The following is a 20,692-nucleotide window of genomic DNA, read 5'->3' as shown; positions in this document are numbered from 1 at the left end:
CCTGCAACGTGCTTGCGCACATCGATTTTCTTAATTAATAAGACTCTTCTTATTTACACGAAATATCGGCGGCTTTTACAACCGGTGGTGCCCTTTGGCACCAAGGACGACCCGAGCGGTCTGTCCCAACCGGAAGCCCGCCATGCCTACCCAATCCGATCTGCGCTTCTCGTTCGCCATTGGCGAAGAGCCCTTCGAGGTCGTCGAGTTCTCGCTCCAGGAAGGCTTATCCGAGCCTTTTGTGCTGCAAGCGGAACTGGCCAGCGCCAATCCCGCCATCGATTTCGGCGCGGTGCTGGACCGCGCTGCGCTGCTTACCATCTGGCACGGCGACACGCCTGTCCGGTACGTGCACGGCGCGGTGTCTTCATTCGTCCAGGGCGAAACCGGCTTTCGGCGCACGCGCTATTCGGCTGTCGTCGAACCGCGTCTGGCACGCCTCGCGCTCAGTTCTGACTGGCGGATCTTCCAGGCGCTGACCGTTCCACAGATTGCCGAGGCCGTGCTCAAGGCGCATGGCCTCACCCAGGACTACGAGCAGCGCAGCACCACCGAGCACCAGTCCCGCGAGTACTGCGTGCAAGCCGGCGATACGGACTACGATTTTGTCGAACGCATCATGCGTGAGGAAGGCTTTTTCTATTCCTTCCGTCATGGCGCCGAAGGACATCAACTTGTCCACAGCGATCGCCTCTTCATTCACGGCCGCGTCGGCGACACGCCGGTGCAGTACAACCCCATGCCTGGCGGCGATCAGCCGCAGCCTGCGCTGCGTCGCTTCACCTATACCGAGAACGTGCGCACCGCGCGCCAGACGCAGCGCGACTACACCTTTCACCATCCGCGCTATACCCACCAGCACAGCCGCGATGGGCGCGACCTGGACCATCAAGGCCGCCGCTACGAGCGTTACGACTACCCCGCCCGCGCCAAGTTCGACGAGGCCGGCAAGCCCTTCGCCGAGAATCGCCTGCGCGGGCATCGGCGCGACGCGCGCATCGCCTTGGTCGAAGGCGATGACCCGCGCTTGCAGCCTGGTATCTCGTTCACGCTGGCCGGGCACCCACGCGAGGACATGAATCGCGGCTGGCGCCCGGTCCGCATCGTCCACCGCGGCATCCAATACACGAGCCAGGCCGAAGAATGCGCCGATTCCGCGTCAGGGACTCGATACCACTACGAGGCTGAATTGGTACCGGACGACGCCGAATGGCGCGCAGAGCCATTGCCCCGGCCCCGCATCGACGGACCGCAGAACGCCGTAGTGGTCGGCCCACCCAATGAAGAGATCTACACCGACGAATACGGCCGCGTGAAGGTCCAGTTCCCCTGGGACCGTCTCGGCAAGGAGGACGAACACAGCTCCTGCTGGATACGCGTATCCCAGAACATCGCTGGCGCCACGTGGGGCCACATGGCCATTCCCCGCATCGGACAAGAGGTCATCGTCTCGTACTTCGACGGCGATCCCGACCAGCCCGTGATCACCGGCCGGGTTTACAACCGCCTGCAATTGCCGCCTTACGAGCTGCCGCGCCACAAGACGCGGATGACCATCAAGACCAAGACCCACAAAGGCGAGGGATACAACGAACTGCGCTTTGAGGACGAGATGGATCAGGAAGAAATCTACGTCCACGCTCAGAAGGATCAGAACATCCACGTCAACCACGACGAGTCGACGTTCGTGGGTCACGACCGCAGCGAGCAGGTCGAGAACGACGAAACCATCACCATTGGCCACGACCGCAGGGAGACCGTGGGCAATGACGAACAGGTGAACATCGGCCAGGATCGGCGGCACGACATTGGGCGGGACGACTTCTTGACGGTGGGACGTAATCACACCATCTACACCGGCAAGGACCGCACCGAGGAAGTGGGCAACAACCGCCGCGACGAGACTGCGGCCAATCACTGGGTGAGTATTGGCGGGCACCAGGAGCAGAGCGTGGAGGGGCGAGCGGAACTGCGGGCGGGCCAGGCCATCCGCCGTCGGACAAGGGACTACTCTCTGCATGCTGAAGAAGCGCTCATCATTAAAGGGCCGGGTGGAACCATTCGAATAGATAGCACCGGCATAACCCTTGACGCTATCTCCATCCAGGTTAAAGGTCCGCTCAAGATGCAGGGGGGCGGCGGCGGAAATGAACTGGCTCTGGGCTGCGAGGTTCTGGAAGGCGCACTTTCTGATTGTCTGGAGCGCGCCAGATGATGCAGAGCGTCGTACAAGCGTTTGCCCGTCTCGAACGCGCCCCCAGCGACTATCTTTACCTCTTGCTGGACCCGCTCGCGCCGTGCGAGCCACAAGATCCCCTTAGCATTCAGTCGCTAACCCACGCGTTGGGCGAACAGGCGATCGCACGCGTCATCCGGCCAGACCTTGCCCATACGCCCGACGCGTGCCCGGCGCTTATACAGCTGGCCGCGCCAGAAGGTGCCGCGGACATTTCTGTGCTCGCCGCCGCCGAACGTTCCGCGCGTGATGATGCCAGCTATAAAAAGCGTTATGTGTGCGGATGGCTGACCAGTGATCAATCCCTCGCTGCGCTCGCCGATCACTTGGCTGCGCGCTGCCTGGATGTCATCGCGCCGATCGCCGGGAAACGCACGACGCCGTGGTTCGAGCCGTTGCGGCTTGAACTGCTCGCGGCATCAATGGAACACGCCTTTCCTGCTCTGCTATGGCCCGTCAAACGTTGGCTTTGCCCGACCAGCTGGGGCGCCTTCACCTTACTTCGCGGCTCCCCCACCGAAGCCGGCTCGGATGCCCCTCCACTCGTTCGACAGGCACTGCAACTTGCACCGCTCGTCAGCGATTTCCTGGATGTCTGGCGCGCCGCGCTCCGATTCCCCGTGACGTATGCCCCAATGCGCTGGCGTGGCACCACGATTCTTCCGCCCCAGGCCGCCGTGCACGCTTTCCGGATGATCCGTGACGCACAGAACTCACGCTTGCGCCTGAGCGCCGACATCATCGACCTGTGCATGCATCGCGTCTTCATTCATCCCCATCTGCCACGGAATCCAGAAATACAGGACGACATCCAAGCCGCCGTCGCAGGGCAGTCCACATTGCAAGCGCGTTTTGACAACTACGACGACTTTGCGTGGCAGCGCATCGTTGCGTCATTACCTCCCGCCGCGAACTACACATGAGCATCAGCAAGACCCTGACCCAGGCCCGGCGCCAGGCGGCGCCCAATCCCACCGGCACGTGCAGCGCGTGTGAACGTACCGGCTTACCGATCCTGCCGCTACGGCCTGCCATCATGCCGGTCACAGGCGGACTCAAGCAACATGGCGCACTCAGTCACGAATCCATTCAGACCGCATTGCGTGTATTGCGGCAGGGGTATGTCTATGTGCTGCTGGACAAAGAAATCTGGCATGCCTATCAGGTCACCCCGGAAGGCTATCTGCGCCAGTTCAATCCATTCTCCATGCCACGGGCGGCGCCCGAGCCCCTAGCCAAAGCTTGCCTGGACGCCGGACACGATCTGCGCTCGGCATTCATCAACATCGACACCGCAGCGCACAAGCAGGCCTGGATCGCGTTTTCACAGGACCCTTGGCCGAAGGCAACACTCGATGCCTACCGCACCGGCAAGCACGCTGATGGAAAGACACTGCCCGCTGATTATCGGGATCGGTTCAGGGTGATCAATCTGATCACGCTCAAGCAGGATCCGACAGGTGGCAACCAGGCGCTTGCCCTTGAGCACGGTGATGATCTTGCCCAGCATGTCGCCGAGTACGCCATTGGCACGCGCGACTTCGGTAGCGTTCATGACTGGCATCCCCGTCATGCCCGCCTGGAAGCCATGCATGCGCAACTGCGCATGCTCGAAAAGCAGCATGGGCTTGCGAAGGGGGTTGCAGGACTCATCCTGCCCGATCCGGTGGGCATGGCTGCAGAGCTCAACAGCCTGCGTCTTTCTGTCAACACGATGCGCCAGCGGTGGCGTGAAGAGCCAACACGGCGGTATGCCTACCTCACCTCGCAGTGCCTGCTCGGAATCAAAGCTTACATCGCCCAGCAGGTAGAGGCTGCACACCCGCCTCCGCCGCCACCCAGCGACTATTGGACGTCCAGCGAATCCGGCGTCCCGCCCGTATTCCACGACCCCGCACAACAACGCGCTGGCGTGGTCAATCGCGAGACCGGGCGTCGCATGGCCCGGCTAGAAGATCGTTACTGGGAAACCTGCCCTGCAGGGCGAAAGACTTTTCAGGATGCGTACGACAAGGAAGACGACCGCTTTCAAAAGCAGATCGACGCTTATGCAACCGACTGGGCCGACCTGGTGGCTGGCGCCAGTTGGCGACGGATCATGGCTTTGGACTATGCGGACGCCGATGCGCGTTCGCAGCAATGCCGCCTGAGCACCACCGCGGCTTGTCTTGCGGGCGGCATCACGGATGCCCCGCCACAGCAGACAACGCCGGCGGACGAGAGCCAACCAGGCGAAAAGCCCACGCCGCAAGCGTTGGGGCCTAGCAGCAAGGCATGGAAAGACCTGCTGTCCGACGCAGGTAGTCCAGCCTACATCGCGCTCAATGGGCAATACACCGACTTGCAGCAGGCGTTCGAACCCTTGTTCTCCAACGCGATGCCCTCGGAGGCAGGCAAGAAATACTATGACGCGATAAAAATGGTCGCCACCAGCAAGGAGGGAAGCGATTGGCGCCGGACGCTCGTTGTTGAATCTGCCGATCAGTTGTTGGCGGCCATTCACGATGCGAGCAATCGCCTCGAAAGCACCCTGACCATCGGCGCCAAGGCGGCTTTAGACAACCTGCAGTCCGGCGCCGCCTGGCTGTACGGTAAGGCCAGGTTCACCCAGGTCACCATCCAGCTCACGGTGGGGGAGTGCTTCGAGCTGCTGTCGAGCGAAATTCGCGAGCACGCCAACTCCGCCCAAAAGGCCGCCGGCAAACGGGCACGTGCGATGTTGCTGGGCAGTCTGATCACCATCCCGGATGCCAATGTCCGCAATGTGCTCATCGACGTCACGCTATGGGCGCATGGAACTGCAGAAGAGGTCAAGAAGCGCATCCTGGATTTCAGCCGCGAAGCCAAGGAGGGCGCGCAGGATATCAAGCAGGCTGCTGGCGCGCTTGGGCAAGAGATCAACAGAGAAGCCAAGTCTGCGCTACGCCAGGTCAACGCCGGCCTGAAGAATCTGGAACCCGCTGCCGCCGCGGTGCTCGAGGGCCTGCAAGTTGGCGCGGCGGGGGCCCGTCGTGTCGCCGGCAGCACCTTTGCGAGCCTGAAGAGCCTGGCCGTGGGTAGCGCGGATGGTGGCTTGTCTTTCATCGGCCTGTATTTTCTTCAGGACAGCTTGAAAAGCACGTTAGCTGACCTGGATGCGAAAGTCGGAGCCCGGCATCCGGAGGCTGTGGCGGCGTTTTATAGCGTGGCGCTGGGCTTCATGGGAGCGAGTGTTGAGGCGGCGGGGCTGGCGATGAAGGTTCCGGCGGACGCTGCCCGAGGGTTCGTGCTGCGCTGGGGTGTGGAGAAAACTCCTGTCCTCACGCGCGTTGTCGGGTTGGGTTCGAAGATGGTGATGGTGGGGGGAGCGATTTCAGCCTTGGCGGGGATTGCGGATGCTGGTGCTAGTTTTCGTGCTGCCGCTCGCGTGTCAAAAGCTGGTGATGTAGGGGCTGCAAAAACCTACAGAATTGCCGGTGGCTTATCAATTTTGGGGGCGTTTCTGACTTTTTTCGGAGCCTTGGGATCACTCTCGCTATTGGGAGGGCTGGGTGCGGGTATTGCTATTGGGCTCCTTGCCTACGCAATATCACACACGGCAAAAAGCCTCGAATCCGACGCATTGGAAAATTGGGCTCGACGTTGCTACTTCGGCCAAGCTGATAACAATGAGCGCTGGCGCGATCCAGACGATATGGACGCCGCCATTGCCGCACTCAATGCAGCAGTGCTCGGCATGGATGTCGACCTCAGTTTCACGGTCGAAACCCGGGTTAGGTCGTTAGACGAGCTCTACATTGAAGACATAGACGTCATCAAAAATGGAGGCTCTGTAGAGAACACAAAAGCGCTTGTTTACAGCGCAACTTTGCCTGGATTTGATGCCGAACAATCCCGATACCGCTTTTCGCTTACCACCGAACGATTTGGTCTAGCACAAGGCGCCAAACGTACCCCCCATTTGTCTTCCCATGTCCTGGCATCCGGGCAGATCAACAATTCAGCCCCACTCATGCCTGTCTCCACCTTGAATAGGCCGGATTACACGCTGGACAGTGAGACTAAACCAACCAACTCTCGGCCAAGCCTTAGCGGTCGGTACTGGCTCGATTCTCTCAACAATATCAAATCTGCAACTTTGGTTGTCGCGTTCTGGCCAGATAAAAACGATGTCTCGGGCTTCGCCGCCATCGAGATCACGGAGCAACTCTGATGGCAAGACCTCAACTGAATCCCCCTTGCGTCGGCTGGCAACGAGATCTTCCACGCCCCAATGACCCTCTCGACGAGCCCCCCATGCTGCTCTGGCGAGCGCCGACGTATATGGATGAAACGTATGTCGAGTTCGCTCGGAACACGTCGAGCGTTCGCGGCCTTATCTTTTTCTTTTCACCGCTGATCGCATGGGTCCTTCTAGAGCAGCTAACTATGGCCGCAAAGGACATTTATTCATTCACAACGACGGGAGCGAGCTTACTTGAGGTCGGAATTTTTCTGATGCTTGCCGGGTCAATTTCCATCGGCCTCTGGACAGCATTTGTTATCTACCGTGCCGAGATCTCCCCCCCCCGAGATCTCCCGCTCCGCTTCAATCGACTACGCCGCAAGGTCTACGTCTATGACTTCCATTCAGTCTGGTGGAATCCCTTCGAGCGCGGGTACGTGACGACGGCGAGTTATGACTGGGACGATCTGCGCGCAGAGAAATGGAAAGTCCGTGGCGCGACGCCTGGCGGCGGGCTCATCATCAAGGAAGGCGTCTCCATCGCGGTGGTGAAACCCAGCACGAACAACGTCGTGGCGCGCTTCCAATTGAACACCGACGCTGCGAACACCTCCAATTTCTGGGCATACGTGTGCGCCTACATGCAAAACGGCATTAAAGGGCTCGACCCTGATCGTGCCGAACCTCGTGATGCCAACGACGTCGCTCCCTACAACATCGCCTTGCGCCTGGCGCCGAAGGTCCAGTGGCCCGCGGATATGGATCTTGAATCACGAACTGCACCATGAAGGCGGTCGAGGCCTAGGACTGGATTCGCTTGCCGGAAGGGCCCGCTCGCCACCCCGCCACTGCAGCTCCACAGCCCCGGTACATTCGATTGGCGAACTCCCACTTCGCCGCCATCGACATTTCTTAGGAACTCTGTTGGCGAAACCTCAACTGAATCGCCCCTGCCTCGGTTGGCAACGCGATCTGCCCGGCCCCAACGACCCGCTCGACGAGCCCCCAATGCTGCTGTGGCAGGCACCGACGCATATGGATGAGACGTATGTCGAGTTCGCTCGGAACACGTCGAGTATTCGCGGAGTCTGCTTTTACTTTTTGCTGCTGATCGCTTGGACAATTCTTTATCACGTAGCCTTTGCCGCCAAGGACATTTATGCGACGAGTGCGAGGTCCACGAGTGTCTCTCTTGACGTTGCAGGCATCTTGCTAATGGTCGTCGGGACAATTTTGATCGGCGGTTGGACAGCGTTTGTAGTCTACCGTGCCGAGGTTTCCCCGCCCCGCGATCTCCCGCTTCGCTTCAATCGCCTGCGCCGCAAGGTCTACGTCTATGACTTCCATTCAGTCTGGTGGAATCCCTTCGAGCGCGGGTACGTGACGACGGCGAGTTATGACTGGGACGATCTGCGCGCAGAGAAATGGAAAGTCCGCGGCGCGACGCCAGGCGGAGGTCTCATCATCAAAGAAGGCGTCTCCATCGCGGTGGTGGAGCCGGGTACCAACAACGTCGTGACGCGCTTTCACTTAAACACCGACGCTGCCAACACCTCCAACTTCTGGGCGTATGTGTGCGCCTATATGCAGAACGGCATCAACCGCCTCGACCCCGATCACGCCGAACCGCGTGACGCCAACGACGTCGCTCCCTACAACATCGCCTTGCGCCTGGCTCCTAGAGTCCAGTGGCCAGCGGATATGGATCTTGAATCACGAACGGCGCCGGACGTGGACTCCGTGCTAGATTCGACCGGTCAGACTGCATCTATCGCTTTTGCATCGGGAAAATGACCGGAGGCGAGTCGTCATGAATACGAATACCACCACCTTTCATCCCACCCCCTTTCGTATCCGCGCCGCGACACCCGCCGATGTCGCCCGCATCGAGCGCATCGTCCGCGAGGCTTACTCCCCCTATATCGCACGCAACGGCGCCACGCCCGGCCCCATGCTGGACGACTATCCGGCGCGCGTCGCGCAAGGCGTGGTCCATGTGCTGGAATCGGACGCTGGCATCGAAGGCCTCATCGTGCTGATTCCAGAACCCGACGACGGGTGCATGCTGCTGGACAACATCGCCGTGTCGCCAACCGCGCAGGGCAAAGGGCACGGCCGGACACTGCTGCAATGGGCCGAAGACGCCGCGCGCCGCGCCGGTTTTTCACGGATCCGGCTTTACACGCAGGAAGCAATGACCGAGAACATCGCCATCTACACGCGGCGCGGCTATGCGGAAACGCACCGCGCCACGGAGATCGGGCTGAACCGCGTTTTCATGCAAAAACCCCTTATATAAGGGGTTTTTGCAGCGCTCTCCGCCGCACAAGAATAGACAAACCGAAGATATGAGCTTTTACTCGTAATTCATCGGTCTACCCTTTTTTGCCATCAGGTGAGCCGAAATCCGGTTGTTCGCCAGCGATTTCGCATAGACGGACGCCGGCCGGATGCGCTGCGCAATCACGTATCCCGTCATGCACGCCAGCATCAGCGGCAACATGACTTCATAGCTCAGCGTCATCTCGAAGATCATCAAGATCGACATCAGCGGCGCATGCGTGGTGGCGGCCAACAGCGCCCCCATTCCCACGACCGCATAACTGGACACGGCCGACAGGCTGCCGGCTGGAAACAGGCCCTGCAGCGCAGTCCCGTACAGCGCGCCCAGCGCCGCCCCCACAAACAAGGTCGGCGTGAAGACGCCGCCCAGGGCGCCGGACCCGACGCTGGCCGCCGTGGCCAGCGTCTTTAGCAGCAGCAGGGCGGCCACCGCCTGCCACGCCCAATCCGTATGCAGCATGCTGTTCACCACACTGTAGCCGTTGCCCCACACCGCGGGATCGATCACGGACAGCGCCCCCACGACCAGCCCGCCTGCCGCCATCCTGGCCCAGATCGGAAACGGCAACCGGCGAAACGCCGCGCGGGACAAGTCCAGGAATCGCAGGAATTGGGGTGCGGCCAGGCCGGCGATGAGGCCAAGTCCCAGGTAATTGATCACTTCCCAGCCCGACACGAACTCGAAATGCGGCATCTGAAAGACCGCGTCGTAGTGCAGCACCTGCCGCGTCACGATGTTGGCGACAACAGAAGCGACGGCCAGCGGCACCAGCGTCGCCGTTGAAATCACGCCGTACACGATTTCGGAAATGAACACCGCGCCCGCGATCGGCGCGTTGTACGCCGCGGTGATGCCTGCAGTGGCGCCGCAGGCCACCAGCAGCCGGAGATGGCGGGGCGGCAGCACCAGATAGCGGCCCGTCAACGAGGCGCACATTGCCGCGAGTTGCACCATCGGCCCCTCGCGGCCAATGGATGCGCCGGATCCGATCGAAAAAATGGAGGACAGGCTGCGCGCGACCGTCTGACGAAAGCCGATGACGCCACGTCCGATGGAAATGGCTTCGATATAGTCGGCGGCCCCGCGCCGGGGCAGCCATCGGGTGGCCGCCTGCAGGATCAGGCCGGCTATCGCGCCCCCGGCCGCTGGCATCAGAAACCGCTGCCAGGGATCCAGTCCCCGCGCCAGCGACACCATGCCATGGGGAACCTCGCCGCCTCCCACCAACAATTGCATCCAGCCCAGCAGTTCGCGAAACACCACCGTTGACAGCGCACCCAGGGCGCCAACCAACGCGGCCGCACACAACGTCAAGGCCAGATTTTCTGCCAAAAGTCCGCGTCTCAACCGTCTGGCCCAGGCCGGTCGACGCAGTTTCAAGTCGCTATCCATGGCCGGATTCTACGGCGGATTCTGCTCACTTTTTGTTCAGTTCACCGTCAGCGATCCGTACGCGTCTCCCCTCGAATCCCCGATTCCGAACGTCGCTTAGCGGCCCGTTTTGAGGCGCTGCAAGGGCAAAAATCAGGGTAGGCGAAGGGCGGTTTTCCGGGGTAAAAGGGCCCTTTTCAAGGCTCGGTTGCCAGAAGAGGCCTGTGGATAACTCCTAAGTAGCGCTGTTGTGCACATGTTGTGGAGGCAAGTTGAACAAGCAGGGGTTTCGGACGCGGTCCAAAATCTTGTCCAACTTCAGCTTTTTTCCCACACAGAGTTCTTGCACAGGCAAAAACGGACGCAAGGCAATGAAAGCAAAGAGGTTTTCAAGGTTAAGGTAGTTATCCACAGCCCTTATTAATCATTAGTCTTTATATAAAGAAAAAAAAAGGAAAAGCCAAACATGCTTTCCCATTCCGCCCATCCACCGCCCCCCGGACTGCGTCCATGCGTATCCTCTTGATCGAAGATGAAGCTGAACTTGCCCGCTGGCTGTCCAGAAGCCTGGCCAGACATGCCGGCTTCGTCGTGGAGTGGGCTGATGACGGACTGGTCGCCGAAAGAAGGCTGGCCATGGAAGATTTCGATGCGGTCATCCTGGATCTGGGACTTCCCGGCATGGATGGCCATGCTTTGCTGGCGAAGATTCGCGCGCGGGACGACCGTACGCCGGTGCTGGTCTTGACCGCGCGCGATTCCTTGGCCGAGCGGATCGGAACACTTCACGAGGGAGCGGACGATTTCCTGCCGAAACCCTTTGTTGTGGAAGAGTTGGAGGCGCGCCTGATTGCCCTGATTCGCCGAAGCCGCGGGCGCGAACATCCCCGCCTGACGTTGGGAAACCTGGTTTTTGAAACTTCCGCGCAAAAATTCACCGTGAGCGGACAGCCTTTGCAGTTATCCCCACGTGAACACGCGGTACTGCGGGTGTTGATCCAGAAAAGCGGTGAACCCATCAACAAACAGCAGATCCTTGACCGCATCCTCACCGACGATGCGGACGTCAACCTGGAAGCCATCGAGGTTCTGGTTCACCGGTTGCGCAAAAAATTGGCGGATACCGGTGTGCAAATCGTGACCATGCGCGGCATGGGGTATTGCCTGGAGAACCTTGTTGACAACTAGAAGTCCGCAAAACGGCGTTGATTTTTCAGCAAAAAAACGCGCCCGGACCCTCAAGACGCAACTGCTCTGGTGGCTGATCCCGACCCTGGTGTTCGTGATGATGGGCGCGCTCTGGCTGTCCAACCACCAGTTGCGCAACCAGGTCGACATTGCCTATGACCGTTCTCTCGCCGGCGCGCTGCGCGCGATCGACCACAACATATCCACAGCCAGCGGTGGATTAGCCATGGAGCAGCCCTACCTGATGCTTGAATTTTTTGAGCTGACGGCCAATGGCAGCGTGTTCTACCGGGTGGCGACCGAAGACGGGCTGGCCGAAATCGGCCATCCCGGGCTGCCCCTGCCGGACCAGCCCCTCGTGTCAGGCGAGCCGCGGTTTTTTTATGCAACCTACCAGGGGCAGCCCGTCCGGGTGGCGGCGCTGGCGCGGGCCATGGATCCGCCGCTATACGCCAACCAGGGCGGGCGGGTCATCGTGCAGGTCGCAGAGGGCCTGGAAAGCCGCCAGGCGTTCCTTCACAAGGTTTTGGTGCGCTCGGTGGAGCGGGACCTTGCCGTGATCCTCATCAGCGTCCTGGTGATCGTTTTAGGCGTTTTCATGGCCTTGCGTCCCCTGGAGCGGCTTCGTCAGGAAGTCAAAGGCCGGTCTGCAGACGATTTAAGCCCCGTCAACGCGTCCGAGATGCCAGGTGAGGTCCTACCCCTGGTGGCGGCCATAAATCTCCACATGGCCCGTTTTGCGGCCTTGGGGAGGGTGCAGGCGCAGTTCCTGGACGACGCATCGCATCAGTTGCGCACGCCTTTGTCGGTTTTGCGGACCCAGATGGCCTATGCCCTGCGCGAAACAGACCCCCAGGAGGTCCGTACAGCCCTTCTGGCGATGCAGGAGGGGTTGGACAGGGCGGTACGCACCACCAACCAGATGCTCGCCCTGGCGCGCGCTAAAGACGCCTCGCTGGCCGAAGGCGGTTCGGTGCCCGAACAGGTGGACCTGGTTGAACTGGCAGACGCGGTGATCCGCACCCAATTACCCAATGCCCGCGCCCGGCAACTGGACATCGGGCTGGAAGCCGACCGCAGGCCCGTCGTGGTCAGCAGGGCCGAGTGGCTGTTGCGCGAGGCGGTCAGCAACCTGGTGGACAACGCCATCCGGTATGCGGCCGCGGGCGGCGTGGTCACTGTCCGGATCGACGCGGACGCCAGCCAGGCCCGCCTTGCCGTGGAAGACGACGGTCCCGGCATGTCGGACGAGGACATTGCCCGGGCCTGCGTGCGGTTCCGGCGGGGCGCGGCAGGCAAGAACACCTCCGGCGCGGGCCTGGGCCTGGCGATCGTAGGCACGATTGCCGAAATCCTGGGGGCGCGTCTCGTGCTGGAAAACCGGAATGGGCAGCCGGGATTGCGGGCGGCGTTGGTGTTTTCCCTGGAAACAGGCCCGGATGCTGCGCCGCGTCACGAAATCGGCCGGAATTGAAAGGTTATGGAAAGGTTCGATTTTGTACGGTGGCGTCCACTGGAGCCGTGGGATGCGATCGACCGCCGCCGCGCCGCTGCCAGCCATACCTAGACCTATAAATCCTGGAGACGCAAGAATGCAGACGAGTCTGAAGCTGCGCATCGCAGCCCTGGCGGCGCTTGGCGCCATTACCCTGTCCCTCGGCGCGGCGCATGCCGCCGACGAGCCCCGCCGTCCGGAATGCATCGCCCCGGCACAGCCCGGCGGCGGCTTCGACCTGACCTGCCGCCTGGCCACCGAAGGCCTGAAGCAGAGCGGCGCGCTCAAGACCGCGATGCGCATCGTCTACATGCCCGGCGGCATCGGCGCCGTGGCGTACAACAACATCGTTGCCCAGCATCCGAACGAGCCGGGCACCATCGTCGCGTTCTCCGGCGGCTCGCTGCTCAACCTGGCGCAGGGCAAGTTCGGCAAGTACAACGTCAACGACGTGCGCTGGCTGGCCGCGATCGGCACCGACTACGGCGTGGCCGTGGTCCGCAACGACTCGCCGTACACCGACCTGAAGGGCCTGATGGAAGCCTTCAAGCAGGATCCGACCAAGATCGTGCTGGGCGCGGGCGGCACCGTGGGCAGCCAGGACTGGATGAAGGCGGCGCTGACAGCCAAGGCGGCGGGCGTGGACTTCAAGAAGATGCGTTTTGTCGCGTTCGAAGGCGGCGGCGAAGCCGTGACGGCGCTGCGCGGCGGTCATATCCAGGCCTACATGGGCGACGCCGCCGAAGCTTTCACCATGCTTGAGGGCGGCGCCCCCATCCGCGTGCTGGCCGTCTTCAACGACCAGCGCCTGCCGGGCAAGCTGGGTTCGGTGCCCACCGCCAAGGAGCAGGGCTACGACATTGTCTGGCCCATCATCCGCGGCTTCTACGTCGGTCCCAAGGTGTCCGACAGCGACTACCAGTTCTGGGTCGACGCATTCAACAAGACCGCGGCCGCACCCGAGTTCGAGAAGCTGCGCCAGCAGCAGGGTCTGTTCCCTTTCAACAAGACAGGCCCCGAACTGGACGCCTACGTGAAGAACCAGGTCAAGCAGTACGGCGAGCTCGCCGACACCTTCGGCCTGATCAAAAAGTAAGCCAGCCGCCAGGCTGATTCCCGACCGCGCCCGCAAGGGGCACCCCTGCCGCCTGCCTTGGGCGGCGGCAGGGCCCGCTGCGCCGCGCAATCCGACTTGAACGGAACCTGGACCATGAATGATCGAATCCTGGGCATTGCCGCCCTGGCGCTGGCCGTCTTCATGACGGCCGCCGGCTGGAGCATCGAGGCGCCCTTCGCCTACGAACCCGTCGGCCCGCGCGCCTTTCCCCTGCTCGTGGCGCTGATCATCGGCCTGTGCGGGTTGTGGCTCATCTACAAGGGCGGCGCCGCTGTCGAGCGCAATCCGGCCGGCGCCAACGGACGTATCGCGCTGATGGTGGTATTTGCCACCGCCTACGCCTTTCTCTTCCAGTGGCTGGGCTTCGTGATCGCGACCTCGCTCATGACGATCTTCGTGGGACGCCTCTTTGGCGGCAGCTGGATCAAGTGCGCGATCGGCGGCGTGGTGATGAGTCTTTTCTTTTTCGTGCTGTTCGACAAGGTGCTGGACGTCGTCCTGCCCGGCGGACTGCTGGAGAACCTGATATGAGCGGCATTCTCGATCATCTGTCGATAGGCTTTGGCGTCGCCTTTTCCCTCACGAACCTGCTGGTCGCGGCCATCGGCTCCTTCATCGGAACCATGGTGGGCGTGCTGCCAGGGCTGGGGCCGGTCAACGGCGTGGCCATGCTGATTCCCATCGCCTTCGCCATGAACCTGCCGCCGGAAACGGCGCTGATCCTGCTTGCCGCGGTGTATGTGGGCGCCGAGTATGGCGGCCGTATCACCGCGATCCTGCTGAACGTGCCGGGCGAAGCCAGCGCCATCATGACGACGCTGGACGGCTACCCGCTGGCGCGGCAGGGTTTGGCCAACGTGGCGTTGACGCTTTCCGCGTGGTCGGCATTCTTTGGCGCGATCGTGTCGGTGGTGGGCATCATCCTGCTTGCGCCGATGCTGGCGAAATGGGCGCTCGCGTTTGGCCCCGCCGAATACTTCGTGCTGATGATCTTCGCGTTCTGCTGCCTGACCAGTCTGCTCGGCAAGCAACCGGTCAAGGGCGTGCTGGCCGCGATGATCGGCCTGTCCATTTCGGTGGTGGGCGTGGACGCGAACTCGGGCGTGTATCGCTATACCTTCGAATCCGTTCACCTGGCCGACGGCATCGATTTCGTCGTGGTCGTCATTGCGCTGTTCGCGGTCAGCGAGATGCTGGAAATGCTTGAAAAGGTAGTGGCTGGCCACAGCGTCGAGGTCAAGCCCAGCGGACGCAAGCTGTTCAACCTGAAAGAGATGGCATTCACGTGGTGGAGCGTCGTGCGCAGCGCGCTGGTCGGCTTCGGCGTGGGCGTGCTGCCTGGCGCTGGCGCCAGCGTGGCCGCGGCGGTCGCCTATTCGCAGGAAAAACGCATCATCGAGGCCAAGGATCCCGATGCCAAGTTCGGCAAGGGCGACATGCGCGGTCTGGTCGCGCCGGAAGCGGCCGCCACGTCCTCGGCCATCGGCTCGTTCGTGCCGATGCTGACGTTGGGCGTGCCCGGCTCCGGCACCACCGCCGTGATGATGGGGGCGCTGACGCTGTACAACATCACGCCGGGTCCGGTGCTGTTCGACACCAAGCCTGAATTGGTGTGGGGGCTGATCGCCTCGCTGTTCGTGGCGAACGTATTGCTTTTCGTGATGAATGTGCCGCTGGTCCGCTTGTTCTCCAAAGTGCTGTCGGTGCCGGGGTGGCTGATGGTGCCGGGCATTCTGTGCATCAGCTACATCGGCGTGTATGCGATCAACGCCGGCACGTTCGATTTGCTGCTGGTGGCGGGCCTCGGCACGCTTGGGTACTTCCTGCGTAAGTTCGGCGTGCCGATGGCGCCGCTGGTGCTGGGCGTCGTGTTGGGCAACATGATGGAGCAGAACTTGCGCCGCGCCCTGTCGATGACAGATGGCGACGTGGGTGTGCTGTTCGCCAGCCCGGTCTCGATTGCGCTGTGGACGGGTGCCGCGGCGGTCGTCATTGTGCCGCAGGTCCTGCGCCGTATGCGGGCCGCGAGAAAGGTTGCCGCTGGACCGGCCTGATGGCACGGTGGCGCGCACTTGACGGTGCGCGGGCTGGCGCGGATTCAGGCCGGAAAATGTTGAGGGGCGCCTTTCGGCGCCCCCTTTTTTCAGGTGTGCCGCATAACGCGGACACACCCATTCATATATGAGCTTTTGCTCAGTTATTAAGTCAAACCTGCTTCAGGCGCTCCAGCGCCGCATCCAGCGTCGTGTCCTTCTTGGCAAAGCAGAAGCGCACGATCCGATGATTGGATTCGGGCGCGTCGGGTTGGCGGTAGAACGCCGACACGGGAATCACGGTCACGCCATGATTGACGGTCAGGTCGCGCGCGAAGTCCGCTTCGTTCTGCTTCGAGATCTGGCTGTAGTCAGCCAGCAGGAAGAACGTGCCGGGGCTGGGCAGCGGCCGGAAGCGCGTCTTGGCCAGGCCTTGCGAAAGACGGTCGCGCTTGGCCTGGTAGAACGCCGGCAGATCGAGGTAGGGCTTGGGATCGCGCATGAACTCGGCCAGCGCAAACTGCATGGGCGAGGGCACGGTGAACACCATGAACTGATGCACCTTGCGCAGTTCGGCGCTCAGGTGCCGCGGCGCGCAGCAATAACCGATCTTCCATCCGGTGGTGTGGTACGTCTTGCCAAACGAAGAGATCACGAACGCATGTTCGGCAAGCAGCGGGCGCCGCGCCACGCTGGCATGCGGCTTGCCGTCGAACACAATATGTTCGTAGACCTCGTCCGACACCAGCAGTACACCCGTGTCGCGGACGATGGCTTCCAGCGCATCCAGGTCGCTGTCGTCCAGCACCGCACCGGTGGGATTATGCGGAAAGTTCAGCATCAACAGACGGGTCTTGGACGTGATGGCGTCGCGCACGCGCTGCCAGTCGATGCGGTAGTACGGATCGGCTTCGGTGGGCGCGCGCAACGGCACGGGAACTGCGGTGCCGCCGGCCAGGCGAATCGCCGGCAGATACGAGTCATAACAAGGTTCGATCACCACGACTTCGTCGCCGCTGCCCACAGCCGCCAGCACGGTAGCCATCAGCGCTTCAGTTGCGCCGCTGGTCACGGTGATCTCGGTTTCGGGATCGTAGGAGTGTCCATACAGTTCCCGCGTCTTGGCCGCGATGGCCTCGCGCAGCGGCGCGACGCCAGGCATGTACGGGTACTGGTTGTGCCCGTCGGCCATGGCCTTGGTGACAAGCGCGCAGAGCGCAGGGTCCGGATCGAAGTCAGGAAAGCCCTGGCCCAGGTTGATGGCCTTGTGCTCGATGGCCAGGCGGCTCATCACGGTGAAGATGGTGGTGCCGACGTCGGGGAGTTTGGAGCGGATCATGTTGGACGCGAAGTAAACACGGGTAGCCGAGGAAATTTCTCGTAAGTATCCCACTAACTCATAATTCCATTTTCGACAGTTTCCAACGCGGACGGGATTGTGGTTCAGAAAAGCATGGCCCGAGTGCTGGCCGGATTTTTTATTGCGCTGATCGGCGCGTTGTTGGCGGTGTGGGCGCACATGCCGCTGCCGTGGATGTTGGGCGCGCTGCTATTGACCGCGGCCACCCGGATCGCAGGATTGCCAACCGCATGCCCGAGGCCAGCTCGCAATGCGGGCCAGTGGGTCATCGGCGCCTCGCTGGGGTTGTACTTCACGCCGCAGGTCATCGGGCATATCGGCAGCAACGCTGGCCCCATCATTGCCGGCATGTTGTTTGCGCTGGCGCTCGCATTTCTGGGCACCGCGATTCTGCGTCGTTATACCGATGTGGACTTCAAGACCGCGTGGTTTTCATCGGCCATCGGCGGTGCAAGCGAAATGGCCAACCTGGCCGAACGCCACGGTGCGAGGATCGATCGCGTGGCCACCGCGCACAGCGTGCGCGTCTTGCTGGTGGTGGTCACCGTGCCTTTCATCTTTCAGTGGTGGGGCGTGGCGGGGCTGGATCCGACCGTGCCGGGGCCGCGCGATGTACATGCGGTGGGGCTTGCGGCGCTGGTGGCCCTGACCATCGTGGGAGGCGCTGCCTTCACGAAATTTCGGCTACCCAATCCCTGGGTGCTGGGGCCCATGCTTGTCGCCATGATTCTCACCGCGTCGAGCATAGAGCTATCCGCGTTGCCGGACTTTGTGCCCAAGGCGGGGCAGCTCCTTATCGGCTGGTCGCTGGGCGATCGTTATCGCCCCGACTTCTTTCGTGCCGCACCGCGATTCATGTTGGCGGTGGCGGGCTTCACGATCCTTGCGCTGGCGCTTGCATTTGGCGTGGGCGCCTTGCTTTCGCTATGGTCCGCCGCACCAATTCCCACGCTGATTCTGGGCACGACACCCGGCGGCATTGCAGAGATGGCCATCACCGCCAAAGTGCTGCAATTGGGCGTTCCGGTGGTGACGGCTTTTCACGTCACGCGCATGGTTTTCGTGGTGATCGTGACCGGTCCCATTTACGCGATTCTGGCGCGTCGGCAAGGCTAATTCCGTCTGGCGGTAATGCCGTTCCAGTGAAAAAAAAGCGACATTGGGGTAAACAACTATATGACTCGGTAATGCCGGATGAGTATGCTGATTCCGCAGTTGATTCAAGCAGCGCGCGGACTCGGTCTGCCGCTCTGGCGACAAGCGGGAACACTGGTTTTGCACCGATCGTTCAGTTCGCACGGCGTCCTTGATTCATTGCATTTCGATTTAATTACAGGACGCTAGAGAAAATGGCTCAGAAGGGCAAAGTCAAGTGGTTCAACGCTGACAAGGGTTTCGGTTTCATCACGCCGGACGTGGGCGGCACCGATGTGTTCGCACACTTTTCCGCCATCCAGGGTCGCGGCTATCGCAGCCTGAACGAAGGCCAGGAAGTCGAATACGAAGTTAAGGATGGTCCGAAAGGACCTCAAGCGGCCGACATTCGCCCGCTCTAAATCGGGAAATCCCAATTTCCCGTCCGCCAGGCCCGGCCTGGCTACAACGCCCCAAGACCTCCCGGTCTGGGGCGTTGTTTCATTTGGCCTTCCGTTTTGCGGCACCGGGCAGTCTGGTCGTGCCCATTAAAGACAGGCACTGTTAGTGTTCACTAACATATTCTCGACCACTGGATAACTCTGTGGATAATTATTCCCGGTGTCGTTCATTTTGATGCGCAGTAATGAAGCAATCGGACCGTGGGCAGTCCGGTTTTGCACAGATATCTGCATCAATAACGGCGACCCGATTGGGTTTCCCGTGAATAATCAGTTTGCCTGCGTCCGAGCGCTGGAGAGAGGGTTTAATCCGCGTTCTCATAGGGAAACTCGGGGATCTGCGCATTATTTTCCGCTGGCCTGCCCGCTCTTTCTTGCGCTGACAGGCGCGCTTTTCGGGTTGTAGTTGACGCGTCCGGGCCTGAATCCTGTCTGTTGTTCACAAAGATATCCCCATCCCGGTTATGCACAGAATTACGCCTTCTGGAGTCCAAATTGTCGGTCTGCGCCTGTGGATAGAAGTGGGGATATCGCCGAAAGGGTTAGGGTCCGGGAACGGAAATTGCGAAGTTATCCCGAGGCCTGGCGTGAGCACGACGAGCTTCATCAAGCGGTTGGCGCGCCACGTTGCATTGCTGATTCGAGAGGGTCGGACAGGAACCGGGCACTGGATTATCCCAACGATGCCTGGGCGCACTAGTCGCGCGGAGAATTGCTCATAGAACGTCTTCCGCCGACTTTTCCACAGCGTTTCACATGAAGTGTTGTCGTCTCGGCCATATGGATGATGGCGCGGGCGGCAGAGACCGAGCAAGATGATTGTCGGGTCAATGAAGATCGATGCCCTGGGCATGTGGGTTTTCAGCGAATTTCTGGGGTGGGGATAATTTTGTGAATAACGTGCCCCCCAGTAATCTGCGCGGCAAGTTTGCTCAGGGCGGCCGGCAGCAACATGCCGATGTACGCCGCCGATTTTGATCAGCGTAGCCGCAGTCCGCGCTGGCATGAGAATGCCCATCAACGAGATGTGGGTATGAGGCCGACGTCAGTAGAGCGTGCTGCAGGTGCTGTGGATAAGACAGCCGTGTCTGCTTGGGGTTGCGGGAACCCGCTGGAGTTAGGCCTTCGGTGGCTTTTGCTGTTGTCGATGGTACGCACGGGTCTTCAATGCAATGGCGTGTACTGGCTTGCACCCTTGACGGCCTGTTGATAAGAATGTGCGTAACCCGAGTCTGGCGTTGAGCAATTCGAACCTTTTCATAGTGCGCTGCGGTTAACCGTTGTCTGTGGATAAGCCCTGGGTTTTACGCGGGGAACGCATGCTTCATGGTTCCCGCTTGCCGTTCGCTTTGCATCTACCCGTGTTTGCGCTTCATGCTGCCGGCCGTCGGAACGGAACGTGAGAACCGTTTCGCTTGCCGCAATTAGCTGCCTGGTTGGCTACCCCGGGGAACTTTAATGCGGCTTTCGAATCAACCGCTGAGTTTTGTCCAACCGCTGTGGTCCGAAAAATTCGTTTTTTTGGGCTAGGGCTAGGGTAGGGTGTCATAAATCGATTTTTTTCCGGTTTCTTACTTTTCCTGTGTCACACGCTGCTGGTCGATGCGCTGCGTATTGTTGTGGCCCTCCCGCGGAAAGTGAGATGTTGCGGCGGGATAGACGCCGGCTGCTTTGGGTGTTTCACGTGGAACATAGCTGCCGGCCAGCTGCAGAATCTATGTCTTGGATGTTCCACGTGAAACATCGGCC

Annotated in this window: 15 protein-coding genes; 13 read left to right on the top strand and 2 right to left on the bottom strand. The window is 61.0% G+C overall.

Annotated features, from left to right (window positions below; all coding sequences use genetic code 11):
• Positions 1-142 precede the first annotated feature (142 nt).
• The 6 genes from LN047_RS28585 (at position 143) to LN047_RS28560 (ending at position 8,739) form a co-directional block, all read left to right on the top strand.
• Positions 143-2,215, top strand: coding sequence for a type VI secretion system Vgr family protein (locus tag LN047_RS28585; RefSeq protein ID WP_373980848.1), 2,073 nt, complete (start codon positions 143-145; stop codon positions 2,213-2,215).
• Positions 2,212-3,159 carry a hypothetical protein gene (locus LN047_RS28580; protein ID WP_373980847.1) on the top strand — a complete coding sequence of 316 codons (948 nt, stop codon included), beginning with the start codon at positions 2,212-2,214 and terminating at the stop codon, positions 3,157-3,159. The genes LN047_RS28585 and LN047_RS28580 overlap by 4 nt, the downstream gene beginning before the upstream one ends.
• The gene (locus tag LN047_RS28575; protein WP_373980846.1) at positions 3,156-6,428 is read left to right on the top strand and encodes a T6SS effector BTH_I2691 family protein; all 3,273 of its coding nucleotides are present in this window, start codon (positions 3,156-3,158) and stop codon (positions 6,426-6,428) included. The genes LN047_RS28580 and LN047_RS28575 overlap by 4 nt, the downstream gene beginning before the upstream one ends.
• An 83-nt stretch (positions 6,429-6,511) precedes the next feature.
• Positions 6,512-7,228 carry a DUF6708 domain-containing protein gene (locus LN047_RS28570; protein ID WP_373980845.1) on the top strand — a complete coding sequence of 239 codons (717 nt, stop codon included), beginning with the start codon at positions 6,512-6,514 and terminating at the stop codon, positions 7,226-7,228.
• 136 nt (positions 7,229-7,364) lie between these two features.
• On the top strand, positions 7,365-8,234 hold the full coding sequence (locus LN047_RS28565; RefSeq protein WP_373980844.1) for a DUF6708 domain-containing protein: 870 nt from the start codon (positions 7,365-7,367) through the stop codon (positions 8,232-8,234).
• Between the two features lie 16 nt (positions 8,235-8,250).
• On the top strand, positions 8,251-8,739 hold the full coding sequence (locus LN047_RS28560) for a GNAT family N-acetyltransferase (protein WP_373980843.1): 489 nt from the start codon (positions 8,251-8,253) through the stop codon (positions 8,737-8,739).
• 57 nt (positions 8,740-8,796) lie between these two features.
• On the opposite strand, the gene LN047_RS28555 is transcribed toward LN047_RS28560, so the two are convergent.
• On the bottom strand, positions 8,797-10,176 hold the full coding sequence (locus LN047_RS28555) for a ClcB-like voltage-gated chloride channel protein (protein ID WP_373980842.1): 1,380 nt from the start codon (positions 10,174-10,176) through the stop codon (positions 8,797-8,799).
• Positions 10,177-10,665: 489 nt separating this feature from the next.
• Here LN047_RS28555 and LN047_RS28550 point away from each other — a divergent pair, with 489 nt between their 5' ends.
• From LN047_RS28550 to LN047_RS28530, 5 genes are all read left to right on the top strand, one after another.
• Entirely contained in the window at positions 10,666-11,343 is a 678-nt protein-coding gene (locus LN047_RS28550) for a response regulator (protein ID WP_056320607.1), read from the top strand.
• Positions 11,333-12,817, top strand: coding sequence for a sensor histidine kinase (locus tag LN047_RS28545; RefSeq protein ID WP_373980841.1), 1,485 nt, complete (start codon positions 11,333-11,335; stop codon positions 12,815-12,817). Before LN047_RS28550 ends, LN047_RS28545 begins: the two co-directional genes overlap by 11 nt.
• 118 nt (positions 12,818-12,935) lie before the next feature.
• Positions 12,936-13,934 (top strand): tripartite tricarboxylate transporter substrate binding protein, encoded by a 999-nt coding sequence (locus tag LN047_RS28540; RefSeq protein WP_223573728.1) that lies wholly within the window; start codon positions 12,936-12,938, stop codon positions 13,932-13,934.
• Between the two features lie 114 nt (positions 13,935-14,048).
• Positions 14,049-14,486 carry a tripartite tricarboxylate transporter TctB family protein gene (locus LN047_RS28535; protein WP_152383031.1) on the top strand — a complete coding sequence of 146 codons (438 nt, stop codon included), beginning with the start codon at positions 14,049-14,051 and terminating at the stop codon, positions 14,484-14,486.
• On the top strand, positions 14,483-16,009 hold the full coding sequence (locus LN047_RS28530; protein WP_373980840.1) for a tripartite tricarboxylate transporter permease: 1,527 nt from the start codon (positions 14,483-14,485) through the stop codon (positions 16,007-16,009). Before LN047_RS28535 ends, LN047_RS28530 begins: the two co-directional genes overlap by 4 nt.
• 151 nt (positions 16,010-16,160) lie before the next feature.
• On the opposite strand, the gene LN047_RS28525 is transcribed toward LN047_RS28530, so the two are convergent.
• Positions 16,161-17,327 (bottom strand): pyridoxal phosphate-dependent aminotransferase, encoded by a 1,167-nt coding sequence (locus tag LN047_RS28525; protein ID WP_373980839.1) that lies wholly within the window; start codon positions 17,325-17,327, stop codon positions 16,161-16,163.
• A 114-nt stretch (positions 17,328-17,441) separates the two neighbouring features.
• On the opposite strand from LN047_RS28525, the gene LN047_RS28520 reads away from it, so the two are divergent.
• Both LN047_RS28520 and LN047_RS28515 read left to right on the top strand, forming a co-directional pair.
• Positions 17,442-18,464, top strand: coding sequence for an AbrB family transcriptional regulator (locus LN047_RS28520; RefSeq protein WP_373980838.1), 1,023 nt, complete (start codon positions 17,442-17,444; stop codon positions 18,462-18,464).
• Between the two features lie 233 nt (positions 18,465-18,697).
• Entirely contained in the window at positions 18,698-18,904 is a 207-nt protein-coding gene (locus LN047_RS28515; RefSeq protein WP_056320589.1) for a cold-shock protein, read from the top strand.
• The last annotated feature ends 1,788 nt before the right edge of the window (positions 18,905-20,692 follow it).

It is taken from the genome of Achromobacter sp. JD417, assembly GCF_041879325.1.
In the GTDB taxonomy this organism is placed as follows: domain Bacteria; phylum Pseudomonadota; class Gammaproteobacteria; order Burkholderiales; family Burkholderiaceae_B; genus Achromobacter; species Achromobacter mucicolens.
The sequence above is the reverse complement of the archived record's forward strand: the minus strand, read 5'-3'. Positions and strand labels throughout refer to the sequence as shown.